Source organism: Microcoleus sp. B3-A4 (assembly GCF_036705385.1).
Classification (GTDB): domain Bacteria; phylum Cyanobacteriota; class Cyanobacteriia; order Cyanobacteriales; family Microcoleaceae; genus Microcoleus.
In genome coordinates, this window is the sequence record NZ_JAUBUI010000001.1 from 1 (window position 1) to 20,928 (window position 20,928).

The 20,928-nt window shown below is 45.6% G+C and carries 19 protein-coding genes and 1 pseudogene; 13 read left to right on the top strand and 7 right to left on the bottom strand.

Going from position 1 to position 20,928, the window contains the following annotated elements; genetic code table 11:
* Positions 1–606: pseudogene (locus tag QUB33_RS00005) on the top strand (ISKra4-like element ISMae18 family transposase); the annotation flags it as partial.
* 12 nt (positions 607–618) lie between these two features.
* Positions 619–723, top strand: coding sequence for a transposase (locus QUB33_RS29585; RefSeq protein WP_445299490.1), 105 nt, complete (start codon positions 619–621; stop codon positions 721–723).
* Positions 724–1,195: 472 nt separating this feature from the next.
* Here QUB33_RS29585 and QUB33_RS00010 read toward each other — a convergent pair whose 3' ends face one another.
* The gene (locus QUB33_RS00010; RefSeq protein ID WP_333345610.1) at positions 1,196–1,336 is read right to left on the bottom strand and encodes a hypothetical protein; all 141 of its coding nucleotides are present in this window, start codon (positions 1,334–1,336) and stop codon (positions 1,196–1,198) included.
* Between QUB33_RS00010 and QUB33_RS00015 the strand changes: the two genes are divergently transcribed.
* The 4 genes from QUB33_RS00015 (at position 1,331) to arr (ending at position 4,954) form a co-directional block, all read left to right on the top strand.
* Positions 1,331–2,260 (top strand): energy-coupling factor ABC transporter permease, encoded by a 930-nt coding sequence (locus QUB33_RS00015; protein ID WP_333345613.1) that lies wholly within the window; start codon positions 1,331–1,333, stop codon positions 2,258–2,260. The two genes, QUB33_RS00010 and QUB33_RS00015, sit on opposite strands and share 6 nt — an antisense overlap.
* Entirely contained in the window at positions 2,253–2,930 is a 678-nt protein-coding gene (locus QUB33_RS00020; RefSeq protein WP_333345616.1) for an energy-coupling factor transporter transmembrane protein EcfT, read from the top strand. Before QUB33_RS00015 ends, QUB33_RS00020 begins: the two co-directional genes overlap by 8 nt.
* Before the next feature lie 174 nt (positions 2,931–3,104).
* On the top strand, positions 3,105–3,839 hold the full coding sequence (locus QUB33_RS00025; protein ID WP_333345619.1) for an ABC transporter ATP-binding protein: 735 nt from the start codon (positions 3,105–3,107) through the stop codon (positions 3,837–3,839).
* A gap of 698 nt (positions 3,840–4,537) precedes the next feature.
* On the top strand, positions 4,538–4,954 hold the full coding sequence (arr, locus tag QUB33_RS00030; RefSeq protein ID WP_333345623.1) for an NAD(+)--rifampin ADP-ribosyltransferase: 417 nt from the start codon (positions 4,538–4,540) through the stop codon (positions 4,952–4,954).
* A gap of 96 nt (positions 4,955–5,050) precedes the next feature.
* Here the strand turns inward: arr and QUB33_RS00035 are convergent, their stop codons facing one another.
* Positions 5,051–6,055, bottom strand: coding sequence for an ion transporter (locus QUB33_RS00035; protein ID WP_333345626.1), 1,005 nt, complete (start codon positions 6,053–6,055; stop codon positions 5,051–5,053).
* A gap of 244 nt (positions 6,056–6,299) precedes the next feature.
* On the opposite strand from QUB33_RS00035, the gene QUB33_RS00040 reads away from it, so the two are divergent.
* Positions 6,300–7,307 carry a 2-hydroxyacid dehydrogenase gene (locus QUB33_RS00040; protein ID WP_333282656.1) on the top strand — a complete coding sequence of 336 codons (1,008 nt, stop codon included), beginning with the start codon at positions 6,300–6,302 and terminating at the stop codon, positions 7,305–7,307.
* 196 nt (positions 7,308–7,503) lie between these two features.
* Positions 7,504–7,941 carry a CAAD domain-containing protein gene (locus QUB33_RS00045; RefSeq protein ID WP_333345630.1) on the top strand — a complete coding sequence of 146 codons (438 nt, stop codon included), beginning with the start codon at positions 7,504–7,506 and terminating at the stop codon, positions 7,939–7,941.
* Between the two features lie 148 nt (positions 7,942–8,089).
* Here the strand turns inward: QUB33_RS00045 and aroA are convergent, their stop codons facing one another.
* Positions 8,090–9,445 (bottom strand): 3-phosphoshikimate 1-carboxyvinyltransferase, encoded by a 1,356-nt coding sequence (gene aroA / locus QUB33_RS00050; protein WP_333345633.1) that lies wholly within the window; start codon positions 9,443–9,445, stop codon positions 8,090–8,092.
* 419 nt (positions 9,446–9,864) lie between these two features.
* Between aroA and QUB33_RS00055 the strand changes: the two genes are divergently transcribed.
* On the top strand, positions 9,865–10,368 hold the full coding sequence (locus QUB33_RS00055) for a hypothetical protein (RefSeq protein WP_333345636.1): 504 nt from the start codon (positions 9,865–9,867) through the stop codon (positions 10,366–10,368).
* Between the two features lie 118 nt (positions 10,369–10,486).
* Here the strand turns inward: QUB33_RS00055 and QUB33_RS00060 are convergent, their stop codons facing one another.
* Positions 10,487–10,966 (bottom strand): hypothetical protein, encoded by a 480-nt coding sequence (locus tag QUB33_RS00060; RefSeq protein ID WP_190656695.1) that lies wholly within the window; start codon positions 10,964–10,966, stop codon positions 10,487–10,489.
* A 143-nt stretch (positions 10,967–11,109) separates the two neighbouring features.
* Here QUB33_RS00060 and QUB33_RS00065 point away from each other — a divergent pair, with 143 nt between their 5' ends.
* The 3 genes from QUB33_RS00065 to QUB33_RS00075 all read left to right on the top strand — a co-directional run bounded on the left by QUB33_RS00065 (position 11,110) and on the right by QUB33_RS00075 (position 13,249).
* Entirely contained in the window at positions 11,110–11,787 is a 678-nt protein-coding gene (locus QUB33_RS00065) for a hypothetical protein (RefSeq protein WP_333059019.1), read from the top strand.
* 237 nt (positions 11,788–12,024) lie between these two features.
* Positions 12,025–12,324, top strand: coding sequence for a putative quinol monooxygenase (locus QUB33_RS00070; RefSeq protein ID WP_333345639.1), 300 nt, complete (start codon positions 12,025–12,027; stop codon positions 12,322–12,324).
* 118 nt (positions 12,325–12,442) lie between these two features.
* Positions 12,443–13,249 (top strand): MOSC domain-containing protein, encoded by an 807-nt coding sequence (locus QUB33_RS00075; RefSeq protein WP_333345642.1) that lies wholly within the window; start codon positions 12,443–12,445, stop codon positions 13,247–13,249.
* 12 nt (positions 13,250–13,261) lie between these two features.
* On the opposite strand, the gene QUB33_RS00080 is transcribed toward QUB33_RS00075, so the two are convergent.
* The 3 genes from QUB33_RS00080 to QUB33_RS00090 form a co-directional block, all read right to left on the bottom strand.
* Positions 13,262–14,089: a Uma2 family endonuclease gene (locus QUB33_RS00080; RefSeq protein ID WP_333345645.1), complete on the bottom strand. Its 828-nt coding sequence runs from the start codon at positions 14,087–14,089 to the stop codon at positions 13,262–13,264.
* A 40-nt stretch (positions 14,090–14,129) separates the two neighbouring features.
* A complete protein-coding gene (locus QUB33_RS00085; protein WP_333345648.1) occupies positions 14,130–14,999 on the bottom strand; it encodes a calcium-binding protein in 870 nt (289 codons plus the stop codon).
* 75 nt (positions 15,000–15,074) lie between these two features.
* Positions 15,075–16,748 carry a methyltransferase domain-containing protein gene (locus QUB33_RS00090; RefSeq protein ID WP_333345650.1) on the bottom strand — a complete coding sequence of 558 codons (1,674 nt, stop codon included), beginning with the start codon at positions 16,746–16,748 and terminating at the stop codon, positions 15,075–15,077.
* A 357-nt stretch (positions 16,749–17,105) separates the two neighbouring features.
* On the opposite strand from QUB33_RS00090, the gene QUB33_RS00095 reads away from it, so the two are divergent.
* Entirely contained in the window at positions 17,106–20,909 is a 3,804-nt protein-coding gene (locus QUB33_RS00095; RefSeq protein WP_333345653.1) for a glycosyltransferase, read from the top strand.
* Positions 20,910–20,928 lie beyond the last annotated feature (19 nt).

A 20,928-nucleotide genomic window follows, 5' to 3' on the forward strand; every position in this document is an offset into this window, starting at 1 on the left:
GGAGGAAACGTCAGACTGAGAACTCATGAAGGAGAAGAAAGTGTCTGGAGGAATTATAAGGCAGTTAAGGTACATGGTCAAGTAGGGGCAGCTTTTTTCCAAAATAATCCAGATTTAGTGGCATGGGTAAATAGCCAACCTCAAAGTGAATCGATAACCTGCTTGGGAGATGGTCATGATGGGGTGTGGAATCTGTTTAAGCAAATTGGGACTATTGAGCAAAGAAGAGAGGTACTCGATTGGTATCATTTGATAGAAAATCTACATAGAGTAGGAGGTTCGCTCAAACGACTGAGGAGAGCGCAGAAACAACTGTGGCAAGGGTCAACAGTAGAAGCTATAGCCGAGTTTGTAGGAGTTATGAGTAAAGAAAGTGAAAAGTTCCAGAAATATCTGCGAAAACATCAGTCAAGAATCCCAGATTACCAGAATTATCAACAGCAGGGCATTGACATTGGTTCAGGAGCTGTAGAGTCTTTAATTAAACAGATTGGAGCAAGAATTAAGATTGTAGGTGCACAGTGGAACGAAAAAAATGTGCCTCAAATTTTAAGACTCAGGTGTGCATATTTAAATAACCACATTAAACTCAGTATTTCTGCTTAGTTAAAAAGCGGGATGCTCCCAAGGGTTATTTATTTATCCCCTTACTCTCCTGATTTTAATCCTATTGAAATGTGGTGGTCGCAGCTTAAATCTTTTTTGCCAATGTTCTCTCCCTAGACCCCAGAGATGATCACTCGGAGCGTAGCAGTTGCCCTTAATTTGATGAATCCTAACCATTTAAGAGATTGGTTCACTCATTGCTGCTACTGTAGCTCATAGCATCGGAAAGTGCTGTATAAACTAGCAATAATTCGGACTTTTTAGTTTCTATAAACGCAATACTTTGTACTTTGGCTGTGAATAGCTATCTGCTAATTTCACTGTTGCGGTTGTCAAACACTTAATTATATTTTTTAAAACTAAAAAAAAAACCAATGAGAGATTTTCAGTGGATTCTTTATATTTTTTTAATATTCTTGTTTGAGCTTGACGGTGAATACAATTTGGGATTTGAATCTGTCAACAAATATTGATAATTATTATCAAAAAGCTTCAAGGTGAGGGTGGTCGGTAAAATATCCGAATAATTCTTCAGGATTATTTAATGTAAAATTTCTCATCCTCAAAATCCTGCCCCTGAGGCGGTAATCTATATCAAATAAGCGATCGCCCGCCGCAAATCCCCCGATCGCTCGATCGCATTAATGCCCCCAGAGGGGGTTTTAAATTTTTGTAAAAAATAGTTGACTAAAGAGTTGGAAGTTCTCTCGTTTGGGATAGATCGATGCACATACCTGATGGTTTCCTTTCACCGCCAGTAGCCGTTGCCACCGGCATAGCAAGTGCAGCAGTAATTGCAGTTGCCCTGAATCGAACCCGCGCCAGTCTTGGGCTGCGACAAGCCCCAATCATGGGTTTAACTACAGCTTTCGTGTTTGCAGCCCAGATGATCAACTTTCCCGTAGCCGGCGGCACCAGCGGCCACTTGTTGGGAGGGGCGCTCGCATCCGTCGTTTTGGGGAACCCTTGGGCGGCAACTTTAGCGATGAGCACGGTTTTTATAATTCAGAGCGTCTTGTTTGCCGACGGGGGCATCACCGCCTTGGGAGCCAATATTTTTAACATGGGGCTAGTTGGTATTTGGGTGGGCTGGTGGCTGTTGCAGCCATTGCAGCAACTCTTGGGAGGTTCCAGAAACCGTTTGCCGCTAGCTGCGGGGATTGCAGCCGCCCTCAGCGTCGTGGCTGCTTCGATTTGTGTGGCGATCCAATTGGCAATTTCTGGAACAGTAGGGCTCAATATCGCATTGCCAGCAATGGTAGGCGTACATATTTTAATTGGCATTGGCGAAGGGGTAATTACAGCCGGCGTTTTAACTTATCTCGTCAAAGTGCGGCCGGACTTACTGCCGGGACAACAGCCACAACTGCAGAAATGGGTAGTGCCAGTAATCGGAGTTTTATTAATTTCCGGGGTGCTTTCGCTGTTCGCTTCAAGTTGGCCTGACGGGTTAGAAGCGGTAGCGGAAAAATACGGCTTTAAAGATAAAGAAGCTGTGGCGATCGAAAATCCCACTCCTTTAGCAGACTACACAGTTAAAGGATTAGAAGAACAGCCTATTGGTACTAGCATTGCTGGACTTTTAGGGTCTGCCTTCAGCTTCGGCGCGGCTTTTGGGATTGCTCAGTTGGTGGTAAAACCTAAAGATGTCTAAACTCTCCATACCTTTTCGATTGCGAGTGTCTCTCACAATTGTGATTGGCATGGGTTTTCTGAAGACAGGCGCTTGGCTGTGGCTGGTAATTTATGGGGCGATCGCACTTTTTTGGTCGTTTTCGCTCAGGGCTCCGGTGCGAACCCTAGCCCAACTGTTGGGAGCAGAATTGCTTTTTCTCTCCTTATTAGTGCTCCCTCAAGGTTGGGAACGCGCCAGTTTTCTGTTGCTGCGTTCCCTAATCTGCCTGCTAATTATGAACAGTTTTCTGCTAACTTTGCCACCCCACAGTTTCGGAATCGCCCTCAAAGGATTACCCCTACCAGCAGGTTTGCAAGAGATTGTACTTTTAACGGGACAATACTTAGAAATCCTGCTGGCAGAAGTCAACCGCATGAAAATATCCGCCCAACTCCGAGGCTTGTCCGGCGCCGGAGGATGGCTGCGTTACGCCAGTGCTTCCATGATCGGAGCGCTTTATTTGCGAAGTCTCGATCGGGCAGAAAGAGTACACGCAGCCATGCTAATTCGCGGCTATCAAGGAAGTTTGCCCGCCGACTCAAAATCGACACCTAAAGAGCGAATCTGGCTGACACTAGCAATTTTAATAGCCGCCGGATTAACAACAGCTTCTTACGGTAATTGGGAAGGGGTAATTGGGAAGGGGTAATTAACTGGTTCCCAAGCTCTGCCTGGGAACCGATGTCCAGAGGCTCTGCCTCGCTTCTTGCGGAGGGAAATTGGAGGCAGAGCCTCCCGAGCTGCTTTTCCAGGCAAAGCCGGGGAACGAGTAGAAATTATTCAATCTAAAATCTAAAATCTAAAATCTAAAATCTAAAATCGGATGACTAATCTCAAATCCGCACCAACAATCGAAGTCCAAGACTTAGTATTTGGCTATCCCGAGCAAAAGCCAGTATTGCGGGGAATTTCTTTTACTTTGCACCCCGGAGAAAGAGTGGCTCTACTCGGCCTGACAGGTGCTGGTAAAAGCACTTTGCTCGAAAACTTGATCGGATTAAAAATGCCTCAATCGGGCGAGATTAGAGTGCAGGGAAAAAAGCTGGAAGAGGCGACGTTATCGCAGGCGCGCAGGCAGATTGGATTTTGCTTCCAAGACGCTAACGACCAGCTATTTATGCCCACTATTTTAGAGGATGTTATGTTCGGCCCGCGCAATTACGGAGTGCCGCCGGGAGTTGCGCGCGATCGAGCTTTAGCCCTATTAGACGAATTTGGTTTAGTAGAATTTGCCAACCGTTCCGCCCACGAACTTTCGGGAGGTCAAAGAAGGTTAGCAGCCTTGGCAGCAATTTTAGCGTTAGACCCAGCAATTTTAATCTTAGACGAGCCGACGAACGGACTCGATCCCTCGTGGCGGCGTCACTTGGCTAAGGTTTTGTCACAATTGCCGATCGAGGTAATTTTGATCGCGTCCCACAATTTGAATTGGATCGGGAAAACGACTCAAAGGGCGTTAGTTTTGGCGGATGGACAGATTCAGGTCGATCGGCAAACTGAAGATTTGCTGAAAGATAAATCGACTCTTGAATATTACAATTTGCCGCCCGATTGGTAATTAGTCATTAGTCATTAGTCCAGTTTGTACGGTGTGCTGTAAGCACAGGGTGAGTTTGTAGCAATACGGTTGACTTAACGCTTTTTGACGAATTTCAGATCGCGATTTTATAGGCAATACAGGCATTTTTCCCAAATCCGATTGTTCTTAAGTCAACTGTATTGGAGTTTGTCGGACACTCCATACCCTACAAACTCAACTTCCTTCTTCCTTCTTCCTTCTTTTTAGCCGCTCGCGAAGCCTTTATAGCCAGGGATAACGCATCTTATTGAAGGCTGTTCATAAGTCAATACGGTTAACTTAACGCTTTTTGACGAATGTAATCTCAGCATTTTATAGGCAATACAGGCATTTCTTGAAAGTCAGATTTTTTTTAAGTCAACCGTATTGCAATCTACCATATTCTGCAATACTCCGGACAGTTTTGGGAACGAGACTACAAGCTTTACAGCGCAAGGATCATAAATAAAGTCGAATTAAATGTAGGTCAGGGGTGGAGCTGACATTGATTTAATTATCCACAGTGGCTCAAAGTCATAGAGAATAAGCCGTTGGACCATATAAAAACTGTCCGGACTATTGATATTCTGTTAACATGAAATTTAGATGCGTTCGCCCTAGTCTCAGGCCAACCTACTCCCTGTCTACACCGGCGCGAGATTTGCGAGCGGAGGACAAACAGTATCAGGAGCGAGCCGATGACAGCCACTGACGATATGATTCCGCAGCAGTTCTACCATGGCACACGGGCTGACCTGAAGCCGGGAGACCTAATCGTGCCCGGCTACAACTCTAATTACGGTAAGAGGAATAAGGCAGTCTACGTCTATCTGACTGCCACCTTGGATGCGGCTACTTGGGGGGCCGAGCTGGCCCTCGGCCAAGGACCCGGCAGAATCTACATAGTGGAACCGACCGGCCCGATTATGGATGACCCCAATCTGACGGACAAGAAATACCCGGGTAATCCAACGAAGTCATACCGCTCCCGGGAGCCGCTGCGCGTCACGGGCGAGGTCACGGATTGGCAGGGGCACTCCCCCGAAGCGCTCAAGGCCATGAAAGACCACATTGAGCGACTTAGGCAACTTGGTATTGAGGCAATTGAGGACTGAGTTACTCCCGGCATCCTCGGGCAGTCGATGATGCGCTCGCGCTTCCTTTCCCTTCCTTTATAGCCTTCTTCCTTCTTCCTTCTGCTATGGCTGTAATTAAAGCTCGAATTTGCGAACAGTCTCGTTGTACAGATGAATAGCTAAATCACGAAGAATTTGTTCATTTTGAAAATCACTTCCTAACTTCTGTTTCGCCGTTTGAACACAGATTTTCATCAACTCGGACGAACTTTCGATGTGAAGTGCGATCGCCCTTTGGTTTTGTTCAAACCCGACCTCGATTTCCGCTAGCCTTTTGACCGATTGATAATTCGCAGATTGCTCTAAAGTTGCCGCCATTTTTTGCTGCTTTCTCCTTTGCACTTCCTCGGAAAAACCCGCAGCAATTATCCCCGCAGGTAACGCAAAAATTCCGATTCCCAAAAATGCTAATATTGCTCCTAACAATCTGCCTAAAGGAGTGATTGGATAAATATCGCCGTAACCAACAGTAGTTAATGTCACAACTCCCCACCACATTGCATCGGGGATGCTCCCAAAAGCTTTTGGATGCGCCTCGTGCTCCACAAAATACATGATGCTAGAGGCAAATATTAATAGAATAAAAACTGCAAATGCAGTGGCAATTAACTCCTCTTTTTTAGCGGACAATACTGCTCCCAGAGTTCGGACTGACTCTGAATAACGGCTCATTTTTAGCAACCGCAACAAGCGCAGTACACGAATTAAATTAACAAAGTTAAAATTAGGAAATAACAGCAAAAAATAAAAAGGTACGATGGAAATTAAATCTATCAAACTTAGCGGTGTAAGAGCATATCTCAATCTTCCCCAAAGCGGGTGGCTGTATCTGCAATCGACTGTACACACCCACAGCCTCAAAACATATTCTATTGTAAACACTAAGGAGGAAACAATTTCGATGTTTTCCAAAATAGATATGTGTTGTTGCGACAAGGTGGGCGAAGTAGAAGCAAGAAAAGCGGCGACGTTTATGACAATCAAACCAGTAATAATCGCGTCATCGGCTAAACTGTAGAAATTGCTTGGGTCTGAGGTTTCTAAAATTTCATAAATTATAGTTTTGAGTTGTTTACGCATCTGACTTTCTCCTAAAAAGTTAGCAATTAACGATCGCGCTTTACTACAGTCTAAGCAATTAGATTAAAAAAATTAAGCAGGACTTGCCCTAAAGCTAAAAATTTGGTGTCTTCAGAGATGCTATGGTTGCGAAACTCAATATTTCTCAGGCAAACAGGGTTGTTTGGGGCAAGGGCGTTCTAGTAAAATTTAGAGTTGATCTGGAAAGAATTCCCAACTATTACTGGATTTGCAGGCAAAAATCATGAAGGTAGCCGTATTTAATACCAAATCCTACGATCGCACTTTTCTGACAGCAGCCAATGTCGGCGGTAAACACGAATTGGTTTTTTTTGAACCGCATCTGACCCTGGAAACCAGCGTTTTGGCTGCTGGATTTCCGGCCGTCTGCGCGTTCGTTAACGACTGCTTGGACGCGAAAACACTCGGGGCGATCGCCGAAAAAGGCGTCCGCTTGCTCGCCCTGAGATCGGCCGGATTCAATCACGTCGATTTAGCAGCAGCGAAGGATTTAGATCTAACTCTCCTCCGAGTTCCGGCTTATTCTCCCTACTCCGTCGCCGAACACGCAGTCGCCATGATTTTGTCCCTCAACCGCAAAATCCACCGGGCTTACAACCGCGTCCGCGAAGGCAATTTCGCCCTAGATGGCTTGTTGGGTTTTGACCTCCACGGCAAAACGGTGGGAATCGTCGGGACTGGCAAGATTGGCGCAATTACTGCCCAAATTCTGCACGGATTCGGGTGTCGCCTGCTGGGATACGATGTTTCCCAAAACCCAGATTGCCTCGCCCTAGGCATGGAATACGTCGCACTCCCGGAACTGTTCGCCACCTCTGATATTGTCAGCCTCCACTGTCCGCTGATACCGGAAACTTACCATTTAATCGGTGCAGAGGCGATCGAGCAAATGAAACCGGGGATGATGCTGATCAATACCAGCCGCGGTCAGTTGATTGACACTAAAGCTGTTACCAAAGGACTGAAGTCGGGTATAATTGGCTACCTCGGATTAGATGTTTACGAACAAGAGACGGATCTGTTTTTTGAGGATTTGTCAAATCAGGTCATTCAAGACGACGTATTTCAGCGCTTGCTGACTTTCCCCAACGTCCTGATTACCGGACACCAAGCTTTTTTCACCGAGGAAGCTTTGAAAAATATTGCCGAAACCACGATCGCCAATATCACCGACTTTGAACAAGGACGCCCTTGCCCGAATCAAATCGACCTCGCTCAAGTGAAAAAATGAGTCAAAAGACCGATTTGGCAACGGGGGAAATTGTTTACAATCAAGTCTTATCCTTATTTTTGCTTGCAATTTGTGAAGCTCTGCCTTAGTCTCATCAATTAGTCCCGGCAGCGCGAATGCTGTGCTAATTGCCGGAGAATTATACTGGCAGCCACTCACAGCCTGCAATTTTACTTGACACCGGAGGAAGTATCAAATGACACAAGCTAACTTTTCTGACGAGACACAAACAGTCACTGAAGTCGTCACAGTAGACCTGGTGCCTGACCAACCGGGAGTCATGACTACAGTGACAACCCCAGAAACAACGACGAGCCAGTTCCAAGATATCAAAGACCAAGTTCTTACAATTTTGTCGGAACTTCCAGCCTATGTATCCCATTTTTTTGCTGACTACCAAAAGCCCCTCATAACTGTTGGTTTAATTCTGGCAGGCGGTATTAGTATTAAGGTAATGCTGGGAGTTTTAGGTGCTCTTAATGATGTCCCTTTGGTAGCTCCAGTTTTTGAGTTGATTGGCATGGGATATACGGGTTGGTTTGTTTACCGCTATCTGCTCAAGGCTTCTAACCGTCAAGAGTTGTTAACGGAAATTGATTCTTTAAAAGAACAAGTTGTAGGTAAAGATTCTTAAACGAAGGAAGAAGGAAGAAGGAAGAGGGAAGAAGGAAGAATGAAGAGGGAAGAAGGAAGAATGAATAAAGAAGATTTTTCCCACTCTCCCCTCTCCCGATCTCGCACTCCTGGCTCTCCCCCTCTCCCACTCTCCCACTCTCCCGCTCTCAATTTGGATGGCAAACTTGTTGCAAAGTAGCGGTAAAGTCGGGGTAGGAAATGGCAGCGGCTTCTGCCCGGTGAATGTTAGTAATACCTGTGGCGTTGAGGGCTGCGATCGCCAAACTCATCGCTATTCTGTGGTCGGTGTAGCTGTCCACATCCGCGCCCGTCAAAGGAGTTCCCCCGGTAATTTCTAAACCGTCAGGTAACTCGGAAATTTTGGCTCCCATGCGGTTGAGTTCGGCAGCAGTCACGGCCAGCCGATCGCTCTCTTTGACTCGCAACTCGGCCGCATCTCGAATTATTGTAGTACCGGACGCAAAGACCGCTGCTACCGCCAAAATCGGGATTTCGTCAATCAGTCGGGGAATTAAGTCGCCAGCAATGGTGCATCCCCGCAATTGGCCGGAACTGCGAACCAAAATATCCGCTACCGGTTCCCCGGCCGCCTCTCGCTGATTTTGCAGTTCAATATCGGCGCCCATCATTTCCAAAGCTTCCAAAATGCCTGTACGAGTTGGGTTGACGCCGACATTTTCGACTACGATCTCGGAACCCGGGACGATCGCCCCAGCAACTAGCCAAAATGCCGCCGAACTAATATCCCCCGGTACAATCACATTCTGCCCTTGCAGTTGTGTCGGCCCAGTAACTGTCACGCTACAAGTTTCTGGATCGACGCTCAATTGAGCTCCAAACGCTCGCAGCATCCGCTCGCTGTGATCCCGCGACAGAGCGGGTTCTGTGACTGTAGTTTCTCCGCTTGCCATCAAACCGGCGAGCAAAATGCAAGATTTAACTTGAGCCGAGGCGATCGGAGAATGGTAGTGAATCGGTTTTAACTGCTGTCCCAGTATCCCTAAAGGAGCTAAAGAATTGCTTTTTCGGCCCCAAATTTGGGCTCCCATTTGTTGCAGCGGTTTAATGACGCGCGACATCGGGCGCGATCGCAGAGAACTGTCACCCGTTACTGCATAAAAACGCCCCGGATGAGAGGCTAAAATTCCCAACATCAGCCGCATCGTCGTGCCGGAATTACCCGCATCCAAGACTTCTACGGGCTCCTCTAACTCGCCAATTCCGACGCCCGTGACTGTCACCCGTTCGGCGTTGAGTTCAGAAACTTTGGCTCCCAGGAGCGAGAAACATTTAGCCGTGCTGCGGGGGTCTTCCCCTAGGAGTAGTCCTTCAATAGTAGTTTCACCTTGGGCGATCGCACCCAACATCAAAGCTCGGTGAGAAATTGACTTATCGCCGGGAACTCGAATCCTCCCCACCAGCGACAAGCCCGAGGCCGGTTTTTGAATGCTTAAAGTTTGGCTTTTGTCAAGAAGCGTAGTAGTTATAATGTCAGCTTGCATTGAGATAAACTAGGATTGGATGGCGTTAGCTATCCTACCTTTTTCCCAGTCCTAAGTTAGTCGTCTTTTGGATGCCTGCGGGTTTTTTCCCAATGTGTCCGGTTAACTTAAAGGCTGATTAAACTCGCCCGGAGACTCCGCTGTCAGTTATCGATGACACGGGAGTGCGGACGCAACGGCACGGATTTCACATTAATTTCACAAATATTATCCGTGTATCTGCTTAGATTTCATGTCCTGCTCTCAGTTATCGACCAGATGATTGAATTGTGACTAAACAATTTTAGATTTTCGATTGCGAGTTGTAGATTTTTCATTTTTTTAAGCAAAAGCTCCGGAATTTGGAACCCAGCCAATCTAAAGTCTAAAATCTCCAATCTCAAACCGCCCGATCCACAACAACTCCTAAACTTTTATTTATGCTGACCCATCACCGCAAGCCTGTAAGTTTATCGCTCGTATCCACAGATTTACCTTTGTGGTCAGTTGTTGAAACCGCTGCTACGCTTTATCAAAAAGACCAGGAGCGCTTTCACTTGTTGTTGCACGAACCAGCAATAATCGATCGCGAATTTTCCGACAGCTCCAATGAATCTGCCGAGCAAGTTACAATCTTACCCCCAACTACAAAACCCCGGTTGCTCTGGCTAGAAGTTTCGCCCTATCGAGTCATTATGACGATGCAAGGAAACGGCAAATACAGTTACCGCCACTGCTGGGAACGAGGAATGTACGGCCTGAGCCGTTATTGGCTTCAGGGCGAATCGCTGGCGACTCCCGAACAGTTGCGACTCCGCAACTTCACTCGCAACTTGACGCTCACAGGAAAGCCGGAACCGGATCACTTGCAGTTAGAATATGAGTTGTGGTCGGAGAAAGTGCAACTCGGTCGCTATATTTTGAATCTAGAAATTCATCACTAAATTGGGTAATTGCAAAGGGGTAGATAGTAGGTGAAGGCGACGCATTCCTCAAATTCCTTCACCCCCCGTGGGTTGTTGGGGTTCGCGCGGCCATCTCCCAAATCAAAACTCTTAGCCTTTAGCGATCGCTCTTACAATAATTAATCAGTTTGCTAGTCAAAGCGTCTTGATTTGCGGCTGCTTGATTCGCCTGTTGGCCGGCTCTAATAATATCTGCTTGAGCGGTTTGGATTTGCTCTCGACCTTCTATACTTGTAGAAGCGAGATTTCCAGCCTGAAGACTTTTGCTTATGTCGCCGAGTGCTTGACTAATTTCCTGGAAGGATTTAACCGATGGCTGCTGAATTTCTTTGAGTGTTGGATCTGTGATTCGCAGATCTTCAAGTTCATTCGCTATCAGGTTCAAATTTTTAGCTAAATTGTCGGTCGTTGCAGCATCGTTGCTGTCTTTATCAACATCAATGAGAGCGTTGCCTTTGTTGACAATTTCAGTAAATTTAGTACACTGGACAGCTCGGCTATCGCTGCAACTAATCGTCAGCGTACAGCAAGCAACAACTATCAGCAGGATGGCAATCTGTTTGCGAAAAAAGTACATGAACCCTCGGTTGCAAAAAAAAGTAGATTCTGGGATGGTGTAGTAGAGTGCGTCAGCGATCAGCCGATATATCGACGGTCGTAAAACTTTCGCGGCATTCAGACACGCTCTACTAAGCTAAACTACGTACCTGTTTAGGAACTATGGTCAAAAACAGCAATAACCTAAAAAAGGGAAGCATTTGGGGATATCTTACCCTGCTTTTGCCTATTTCCTTAACGGCGGTTGCCAGTTTCGAGTCGGGAACGATGTTTTGGGCGATCGCCACCACAGCGGGCATTGCTTGGGCTTGGAGGCTCTACCAGCAGCAGCAAAAACACAAACTCGCTCATTTAGACTCGGTTTTCTACAAGTTAATCAAGGAAAATCAAGGGCGAGTTACGGCTTTGGATTTGGCGATGAATGCAAAACTCCCCGGAGAAAAGGTTCAAGAGTATCTCGACGAACGAGCCTCTGAGTTTGCAGCGGATTTTGAAGTGACAGAACAAGGCGGAATTTTGTATTATTTTCAAATAGCTCCACCTGTCAATCAAAGCGAAACAGCTAATGCGGGAATAGCTGTTCAAGAGCCTCCCACAAATCGGGAAAAAGCACAAGATAAAAAACCAAATTTATTCCCCATTGCTCAAACCAAGACTCCTGAAAAACCCAAAATCTCTTTTACCCAGACGGAACTCTCCCGCAGGTTCAAAGTTCACGCAACTACGATCGGCAAGTGGAAACTTAAGCCGGAGTTTGCTCAGTGGAGCCGCGAAAAAGACCCGGAGGCAATCGCCTGGGAATATTCTACAGAAAACAAGCGATTTTATCCCAAAGATTGAGTGGCTCCGGTATAGGACAAAATATATCAATAAACCCCGTTTATACGACGCTGTGCGGTTGCTAACGAAGAATTTGGGAAGAAACCGGGTTTCTGAGACTTGATCGCGTCCAGCACTGACTTTACTGCCGTTGACCGATCGACCTGTGTAGGTTATTTTAAGTAAAATCCTCTATAGTTGAGTTTGCCAAATAAAAATCGGTAAATTCGATCGTCCTATCTCTGACTTTTTTCTCCTATGTCCAAAACAACCTTGCGAGTAGTCGCCCGCCTCGCTGCCTTTCCCGACAAAGTAGCAGAACTTAAATCCCTGCTGCTGAGCATTATGGAACCCACTCGCAAAGAAAAAGGCTGCATCAAATACGAACTCCTGCAAAATCAAGCCGATCCCACAGATTTTACCTTCGTTGAAGAGTGGGAAAGTGCAGATTTGCTGGAACTACATCTCGGTTCAACTCACATTCAAGACGCCGTGAAGAAATTAGACGGTTTGGCCGTTGGGCCTCCAGATATCCGGCGCTATGAATTGCTAGCTTAATCCGGTTTTTAGAGCAATTTTATTAAGGGTTGGTGAAATAGCTTCTACCCCCCTAGCCCCCCTTAGTAAGGGGGGGAATAAGATTGAGATTTAAAATTGTAGTAACTTCCTAAAATTTATGATATCTGCAACAATAAAACAGTTATTTATTTATCCAATTAAAGGGCTGACACCGCAAGAAATGTCAGAGTTTGCTTTAACAGCAGGACACGGAATTAAGGGCGATCGAGCTTTTGCCTTAATGTTTGCAGATAATCTTGAAGCTGCAAAGATGCCGGCAGACAATGTGCCTTGGATGAGCAAAAAAAATTTTGCTGTTCAAAACGATTGGCCTTTGTTAGCAGCTTTAGAATGTCATTATCAACCGGAAACAGCCCTTTTAACAGTCAAGCGTGAAGGAGTTGCAGTGTTATCCGCAGAAACGAACACAGCAGCGGGGCGCGATCGCATCGGCACTTTTTTCACAGAATATCTGGCGGCAATTGAACCCACAAAAGAAGCGAGACACCCGCAGTTTGCACCTTTGCACTTAGTCGGCGACACCAGCGGCGAAACTCGTTATCCCGATCGAGAACCGGTACACATCTCTTTACTCAGTCAAGCCACATTAGACCAATTAACAGAAATCGCTCTTCAAAACATTGACGTGGGCCGATTTCGCCCGAACATTGTGCTAGAAGGTATGGCAGCTTGGTCAGAATTTGAGTTGATCGGAAAACAGTTTCAATTAGGCACGGCGCGCATAGAAGTTACAGCACGAATCGGCCGCTGTGTCAATATAGAAGTGAATCCAGAAACAGGCGATCGGGATATTTCCCTACTCAGTTTACTCCAAAAGGAATTCGGTCACGCACAAACTGGAGTTTTAGCCAAAATTATCAACAGCGGCACAGTTAAAATCGGCGATGTTTTGACTTCTTATTAATAAAAACCAACATTAAGATTGTGAATGCTGCCTAACTTTCTCTACCGATAAACCGAGTGCTTCTGCCACTTGCTGTGTATTCAATCCCATTGCCAACAACCGAGGGATGGCATCCCGCCGCGCTTGGGCTTCTGCACTCAAAGCCTGCTCTGCTAAGGAAGCTCGTTCTGTACCTGTCAGCAGCAAATTGCCCTCGCTGTCCCACCACCGCAGCCACAGCATTGTCTGGTTTTGATAACTGCCTTCCCACAGTCCTAATTCTACGCCCATTGGCGCGATCGGATAATGACCGCGATCGTTCGGAAGCAACTGCTGGTAAAACCCATTATTCAGGCTGTAAACCTCCAGCCTGCCACTATTGATTTCATAGATCCCATAATACGGAATCCGCACGATCCGCTCATAGACCCAAAACTTCCCAGGTCTTGGCGCCGATTCGACTTCTGAGTACGATAGTGGCGTTGTGTCCCGCTCTTCTGAACCGTCTCCCGATGCGAACTCCAAAGCAATCATCGGAGCCATGAATTCCCGCCACAGCACGTAAGAGCGACGAATCTGATTTCCTAGTCTTGGTGGCACGTTCGGCACGTAGAACCAATCAGGAGCTTCCGCTCCCTTTTCAAGCGGGTCAGTTTCTCGCCAGTAGATGCCACAGTCTTGCCCTATAGCATATTGCCGATCGGGATGAAGCTCTTGCAATACCGACCCGATAGAATCAGTCAAAATAATGCTCTGGGGATGCTCCTGAAAATTATTCACGAAAGTGCCATCTTCCTCTGGCAGTTTCGTGTGGTCGGGGAAGGGAGAGGGAAGGACAATCTTTTCGGTTGCCGGGGTCATGCTACCTCTCAAGTATTGCAGCTTACCTGAATATCTTAAGTCATCCTGCTTCCGGCACTCTCACCTTATTACCAATCAAATTCAGAAAACTCGTGCCAAAATGTTGAATCTCCAAAAAATTAGCATAGGAAGGAGTTGACTTGTAAACTCTAAAAGTCCGCATAATTCCTAAAGTCGCGGCACTTTCCAGCGGGCCGATAAAGCTAGTATCTCTGTCCAAAAAATGAGACTGCTTAGCCCAGTGTGCCATCTGTTCCGCATTCAAAAAATAGCAGCCGGAATGAGGATTCAACGCCCGCTCAAAAGCGACTGTTTGTTCCATGATTTTTCCCATTAACTGCCGCTGCTCCTCTACATTTTGGAAGGGAGAAGTAGCGGATTCTGCTAAATCCCCATCAACATATGCTTTAAAAACCGCGCCTTTAGGCGCTATTTCATAGCGATTAGGTTGCAGCAAATTTCCATTTCCCCCGTGATGCGTAAACCACTTTAATTTACTAAAAAACCACGGATCGTGCAGAATTAAATCATCTTCCAAATAACAAAAATAATCGTATTTGTCTAGACACGCTCGCAAAACTGCTTGACACTCAAACCCCAAAAGCAGCGGTTCGCATTTGGTAGCGTGGTGCATAAAACATCTGGGCTGTACCGGCAGTTGAGGCAACAGATGATAACCTTGAGTAGTGCAAATAACAATGTCAATTTCGTGCTGTTGAGATTGATTTGCTGGGATAGTTGCACATTCGCTAATGTCAATCATGGACTGAGATTTGCCGTACAAAGCTTGCAGCGCTGTCACGCAAGCGGTTAAAGCATTCAGTCGCGGTTGCGGATCATTTCGCTGGGAAGCGTGTTTCCCCTCGCCGCTGGGATTGTAAAAGTGAGCAATAGTGAATAGAATTCGCATTGGTGTGGAGTAACAATTAGAAATTAAACAATAAAACAGTAAGATCGCACAATAACCCTATAAATCTTACCGCATTTAGTCACCAAATAACTCGGGCAGGCGATCGCGCAACTCAGCATTTAAACGTGGCAACTCGTCCCGCATCTGTAAGTACCAATCTCGCCGCTGTCGGTAGTGCCCGCACAGCAAGCGGTTGTCGCGCACCCATTCGTAAGCATTCGCGGCTATTTCCCGGCGCCGAGAAGTGTCTGAAATCAGCGAATTTAGTTTGGTTTCAAACTCTTTTTCATATCTATAAATTAATCCTGTTTCACCTTCGACTATCGAATGTTCGTACACAGTGGGACTTGCCAGTACCGCTACTCCCCGCGCTGCACATTCAATAAATTTTAAGTCGGATTTCGTTTCGTTAACCGGGTTGGAAACAAGCGGCAGCAAAGCTATATCGCAACTGTACATGATTTCTTGATACCGTTCGTAACTGCAAAATGGTTCAAATTCTTTTTGCTGTATTTTCAAGGAATCAAAAAATTTTCTGTCGTGGATTACTTTAACTCTAATCCGGTGCTTGTGTGCGGCTAAAACTCTATTTAGTGCTGCCATAATCGGCTGCCAATCTTTTTCGCGGTTGAGTGCACCAAAAAAAATTGTAACTGTATCTTCTGCCGGATAAATTCGCGGCGGAGGTAGATAAGCTAAGTGATTGGGAAATACAGCCACATTTGGATTGTATTGGCGCAAAATTTTTGCGAGGGGTTCTGTAGAAGTTTGAACGCAGTGACAGCCGCGATAGCTGAGGTAATTATTATCTGCATATTCGCGGCGGCGGATAGGATTGTCGTCAATTTCAGCTACTATTAAATAGCCTTGTTGCAACAGTTCTTTGAGTTGGGGAATGTAGGCAGGATATTGCATGATTGTCCGCTGCCAGATGAAAACTTTTTCTTCTTCCGGCAGAGGGGGAATTAATCCTGCTGTTTTCACGCCGGATACGGTGCGAACACCGGGAATTGTGGCGCTAAATTTGTCCGGTTCCAAAACTCGCACGCGATCGCACCCTGTAGGAGCCATAATGATAGTCTGAATCAGCAGTCTGCGCGCAGGTACGGTCGATTTGGTCGATCGCACGATATAATGTTCAGCACCAGTTTCCGTAGCAAAACTGCTCGATGTGAGCTCTAAAGCCTTTACCATTGGATGCAGTAATTCCTGAAAGTGGACAAAATTTTCGGTTTTGTGTCCCTTCCCTTGAAATTCATAAACCTGCAATCCGGCTTGAGCAAATAGTGATTTAATACTTTCTAGGGTAAACCAGTGCTGCATCTTGCTGTCGGGATTCTCCCACTGTCCCCGCAGCAGATTGACAATTCGCCGCCAGTATTGAACATTAGGGATTCTGGCGAGAATTTGCCCCTCTGGATTCAGCAAACCACTGTACTGCTTGAGGACTTCCCAGGGATTTTTCAGATAGGGTAGCAAGTCGCCGAAAATTAAGCAATCGACGGTTCCTGGGGCGATGTCGAGACTTTCGAGGGCAATTTCTTCAATATCGGCTACTGTCACCCAGTTTAGCCGATCGACTGCAATTTTAGCTTTTTCTCGATCGCATTCAATGCCAATATACTGACAATGGGGATTGATCAGTTTGTACTGTTCGCCCGTCGAACCCGTACCGCAGCCAATTTCGACAATGACTTTAGCATCCGGCGGTAGCAGCTTCAAGAAGTCGTGGTTGGCGCGATCGATCACTTTGTCTAAAATTCCTGATTAGTTTATCGTAAAATAAAACAGAGCCACCCAGGCCGACAGACAACCAGCCGAAGGTTAGCATTGCGATGCCAGTATACAATGGCGATCGATATCTTTGTCAAGCACTAAATTCTCACTTGCGAACTTTTTTTCTTTTCTATTCTCTTGGTATGCGTTAAGAGCGTTTCCTTTAAATCTTATTCACCAATCCTCCAGGATTGCTATATGTTAGCAAATATTCGGCAAAATTATAATTTCTTCTCTACCCTACCCTTTTTTAGCGCAATTGAGCCGATCAATTAATTGTGCTTTTCCTCAAAAAATCCACACTACACTGTGCTAAATACATTAGAAACTATGAACCCTAATCTAGGAATGAACATCGCTGGCTACATTAACGGCGAATTTGGCATAGGAGAAGGTGTCAGAGCAAACATCAGGGCTGCAGAAGCCGCCAACATTCCCTTCGTCATCAACAATTTTACCCGCAGTCCCCACCGCAAGAAAGACACCACCTATCAAAATTTTAGCGAAGATAATCCCTATCCCGTAAACTTAATTCAAGTCAACGCAGATGAAGTTGCAACCTTTATTAAACATATAGGTTCCAGTTATTTTGACAAAAAATACAACATCGGCTTTTGGGCCTGGGAACTTCCCGCCTTTCCTCCGGAATGGCAGCCCGCATTTAATCACTTTCACGAAATATGGACTTACAGCAACTATTGCGCCGAAGCAATTGCAGCAGTAGCGCCAATTCCCGTTATCAAAATCATGCCTAGTATTGCTCTCCCCGCACCTTCCCTGAACAGAGAAGCACTGAATTTACCGAAAAATAAATTTATTTTCTTGTTTGTCTTCGACTTTTCCAGCCGCATCGAGCGCAAAAATACTTTGGCGACAATTCAAGCATTTAAACAAGCTTTTGGGGAAGACAACAGCGTATTATTGGTAATCAAATCTTCTAATTCCAACAAATTTTCAGCGGAGCAAGCATCCTTAAACTCAGCCATAGCCAATAATTCAAATATCAAACATCTAGACGGGTATCTGTCCAAAAATAAACTTAACGGCTTGCTCTATAATTGCGACTGTTACATATCGCTGCACCGCTGCGAAGGATTCGGATTAACCATGGCGGAGGCTATGTTTTACGGCAAACCCGTAATTGCCACCGGCTATTCATCAAATACAGAATTTATGAATGTCGGAAACAGCTATTTAGTCAAGTATAAGTTAATCCCAATTGAGAAAGATTGCGGGCCATACAAAAAAGGCAATGTTTGGGCCGAACCGGATGTCGAACACGCTGCGGATTTAATGCGTCATGTCTTCAGCAATTACCGGGAAGCTCAGCAAGTTGGAAGAATAGCTTCTGATGAAATTAAGACTTTACTGAATCCGCCAACTGTCGGGAGCAAAATTCAAAACCGTCTCGAATATATTGCCGAAATTACAGATAATTTCAAAAGCTTGGAGCGCGGAATACGAAAAAAGTCCTCTCAGGGGGCGACAGTAAAAAATGCCCGACCTTTAGTTAGTATTTGTATTCCTACATACAACGGAGCGGCATTTATTGGCGAAGCGATTCAAAGTGCGATCGCCCAAACTTACTCTAACATAGAGCTGATTATATCCGACGACGGCTCCACAGACGAAACAGTTGCGATCGCCCAATCCTTCCAATCCCAAACCTCAGTCGATTTCCGCATCGTACTGCACCGCAACTACGGCTTATCACAAAACTGGAACTTTTGCATATCCCAAGCAAAAGGTCAATACATTAAGTTTTTGTTTCAAGACGACTTGCTCGCACCAGAATGTATTGAAAAAATGGTCGCCGTCGCCCAACAAAACCCAGAAATAGGTATGGTTTTCTCCCCGCGCGGCATCACCATAGCTGAAAATGAATCTAACCCGGTTTTGCGGAGAGCTTCCCAATCAATTAAAGATTTGCATAAAAGTTGGTCGAATTTAAAATCTATGCAGCCCGGAAAAGAATTACTGGCAGATACTAACTGCTTGAACAACCCGATAAACAAAATTGGCGAACCTAGTACCGTCTTAATTGCTGCCCGAGTCTTTGAAGAAATAGGATTATTTGATTCGGGATTATCTCAGTATGTAGACTTAGATATGTGGTGGCGAATCATGGGCAACTATCATATCGGATTTGTAGACGAAAAACTGTCCTCACTGCGGATTCATCCCGAACAACAAACTTGGAAAAACTTCGCTGCTGGGGAAAATCATAAGGATGTAGTCAGATTTTACAAAAAACTACTAAATAGTCCTGATTACAGTTTCTTGAATCAACAAATCAAACAGACAATCCGCCAAAAGTTGGCATTGAGAACCCAGCCGAGTTTATCTGAATTGTCAGCACTGCTTGAGCAATACAACAAATTGCCATCAAAACAGTCTATTCTCGCGCAACTGCGCCAATACCGCCAACAGCTAGCGGAATATTGGCTGAATTTGCCAGCGAAAAAATTAGAAACGGCTTACTCGCAAGACGCCGGAAAAGCTCATAAATTGCTACTAGATAGCACGCTCAAAAATGAAAGTTTAACCGAGTCAGAACAAAGTTTGATCCAGCAGTTATCCTCGAAACTTGCTGAAGGAGGGGAAATTGCCGATAAGATTCCATATCTCCTCGCAGCGATGCTGTACCGCGACGCTTATCAGTTGCCACTTGAGTATAAAAATGCAGCGATTCCCCAGTGGTTTTTTGACGACTTTTTGAAATTTATATTTCAGTCTCCCGGTTATTTTAAACAAAACTGGGAAATAGAAAGGTACTCTGAATATTTCCAGCAGTTAATCAAGTACGTCGCTGCTAATATCGCCAGTTTTCCCAATGCAGAAGTTTGGCGTTATTTGGCGGGTTTTATTGCGAAAAATGTTAGTTTCCCAGCTTTGTATTTGAGCGAGGCAAATCTGATTAATGTATTGAGTCAGCGAGCTGATATTCTGGAATTTAATTTGAAAAATATCGGCGGTCAAATCGAATGGAATTTTCGTCAACCAGAATCGAAAAAAACTAAAATTAGAGTTGGCTTTTTGCTTGATAAAATTAGTGACGAATTCGAGACTCGGGCAGCAATTACAAGTTTTGAATATTTAGACAGAAACAAATTTGAAATTATCGTATACCATTTCCAGGTACAAGACGATATACTGGCAAAGTATTGCGAAAAGTGCGCCGACAAACTGGTGCAACTGTCAGAAGATTTGCTCCCGCAAGTTCGAGAAATGCGATCGCACGATTTAGATATTCTGCTAATCTGCACCAATACCACCGACACTTCCCAACCAAGCGCGCTGCTGTGCCTGCACCGACTAGCCCGGGTGCAAATAGCTACCGGTGCATCAACCCCCGCCACCACGGGCGCCCGAAATATCGATTATTTCCTTGCCGGAGATTTGACATTGCCTGCAGATGCAGCAGCAGAGTATCGCGAAAAATTAATTACTTTAAAAGGCTCGGGAGTTTGTTTAAGCTATAGTGCAGGATCGGCACCTGCCCGAGTTGAACCGACTCGCAGCAGTTGGGGAGCCACCGAGGAATCTGTAGTGTTCATGTCCGGGGCTCAAGCTTTGACAATTACTCCAGAATTGAGAGAAACTTGGGCAAAAATTATTGCGGCGGTACCAAATTCTATTTTAGTTTTGTATCCCTTTAGTTCCGGCAATGAAAACTATCCGACGGTGCCTTTTTACAAACAAATTCGATCGCTCTTTGCCGAATTTGGGGTTGACAAAAAGCGCTTAGTTGTGATTAAAGCGCTGCCATCTCGCGCCGATTACATAAAATGTCTGGAATTGGCTGATATATATTTAGACTCCTATCCATACAGCAGTGCCTGCTATGCGGCAGAAGCGCTGTTGGTTGGGTTGCCTGTAGTTGTAAGAAAAGGGCAAACAACTCGATCTCGACAATCAGCCGCCCTGCTTGAAGAACTGCTACTTCCGGAACTGGTAGCAAACAGCGAGAACACTTATTTAGAGCTGAGTACAGCACTGGGAACCAACCCAGAACTGCGCCAGCACTACCGCGATCGAATCCACCAAAAAATGGCGGCAAACCCGAAATATCTCGACAGTCGCGCTTGCTCGACCCAACTCGGAACACTCTTTGAAAGACTATTGCGAGAGTGAAGGAAGAAGGAAGTTCAGC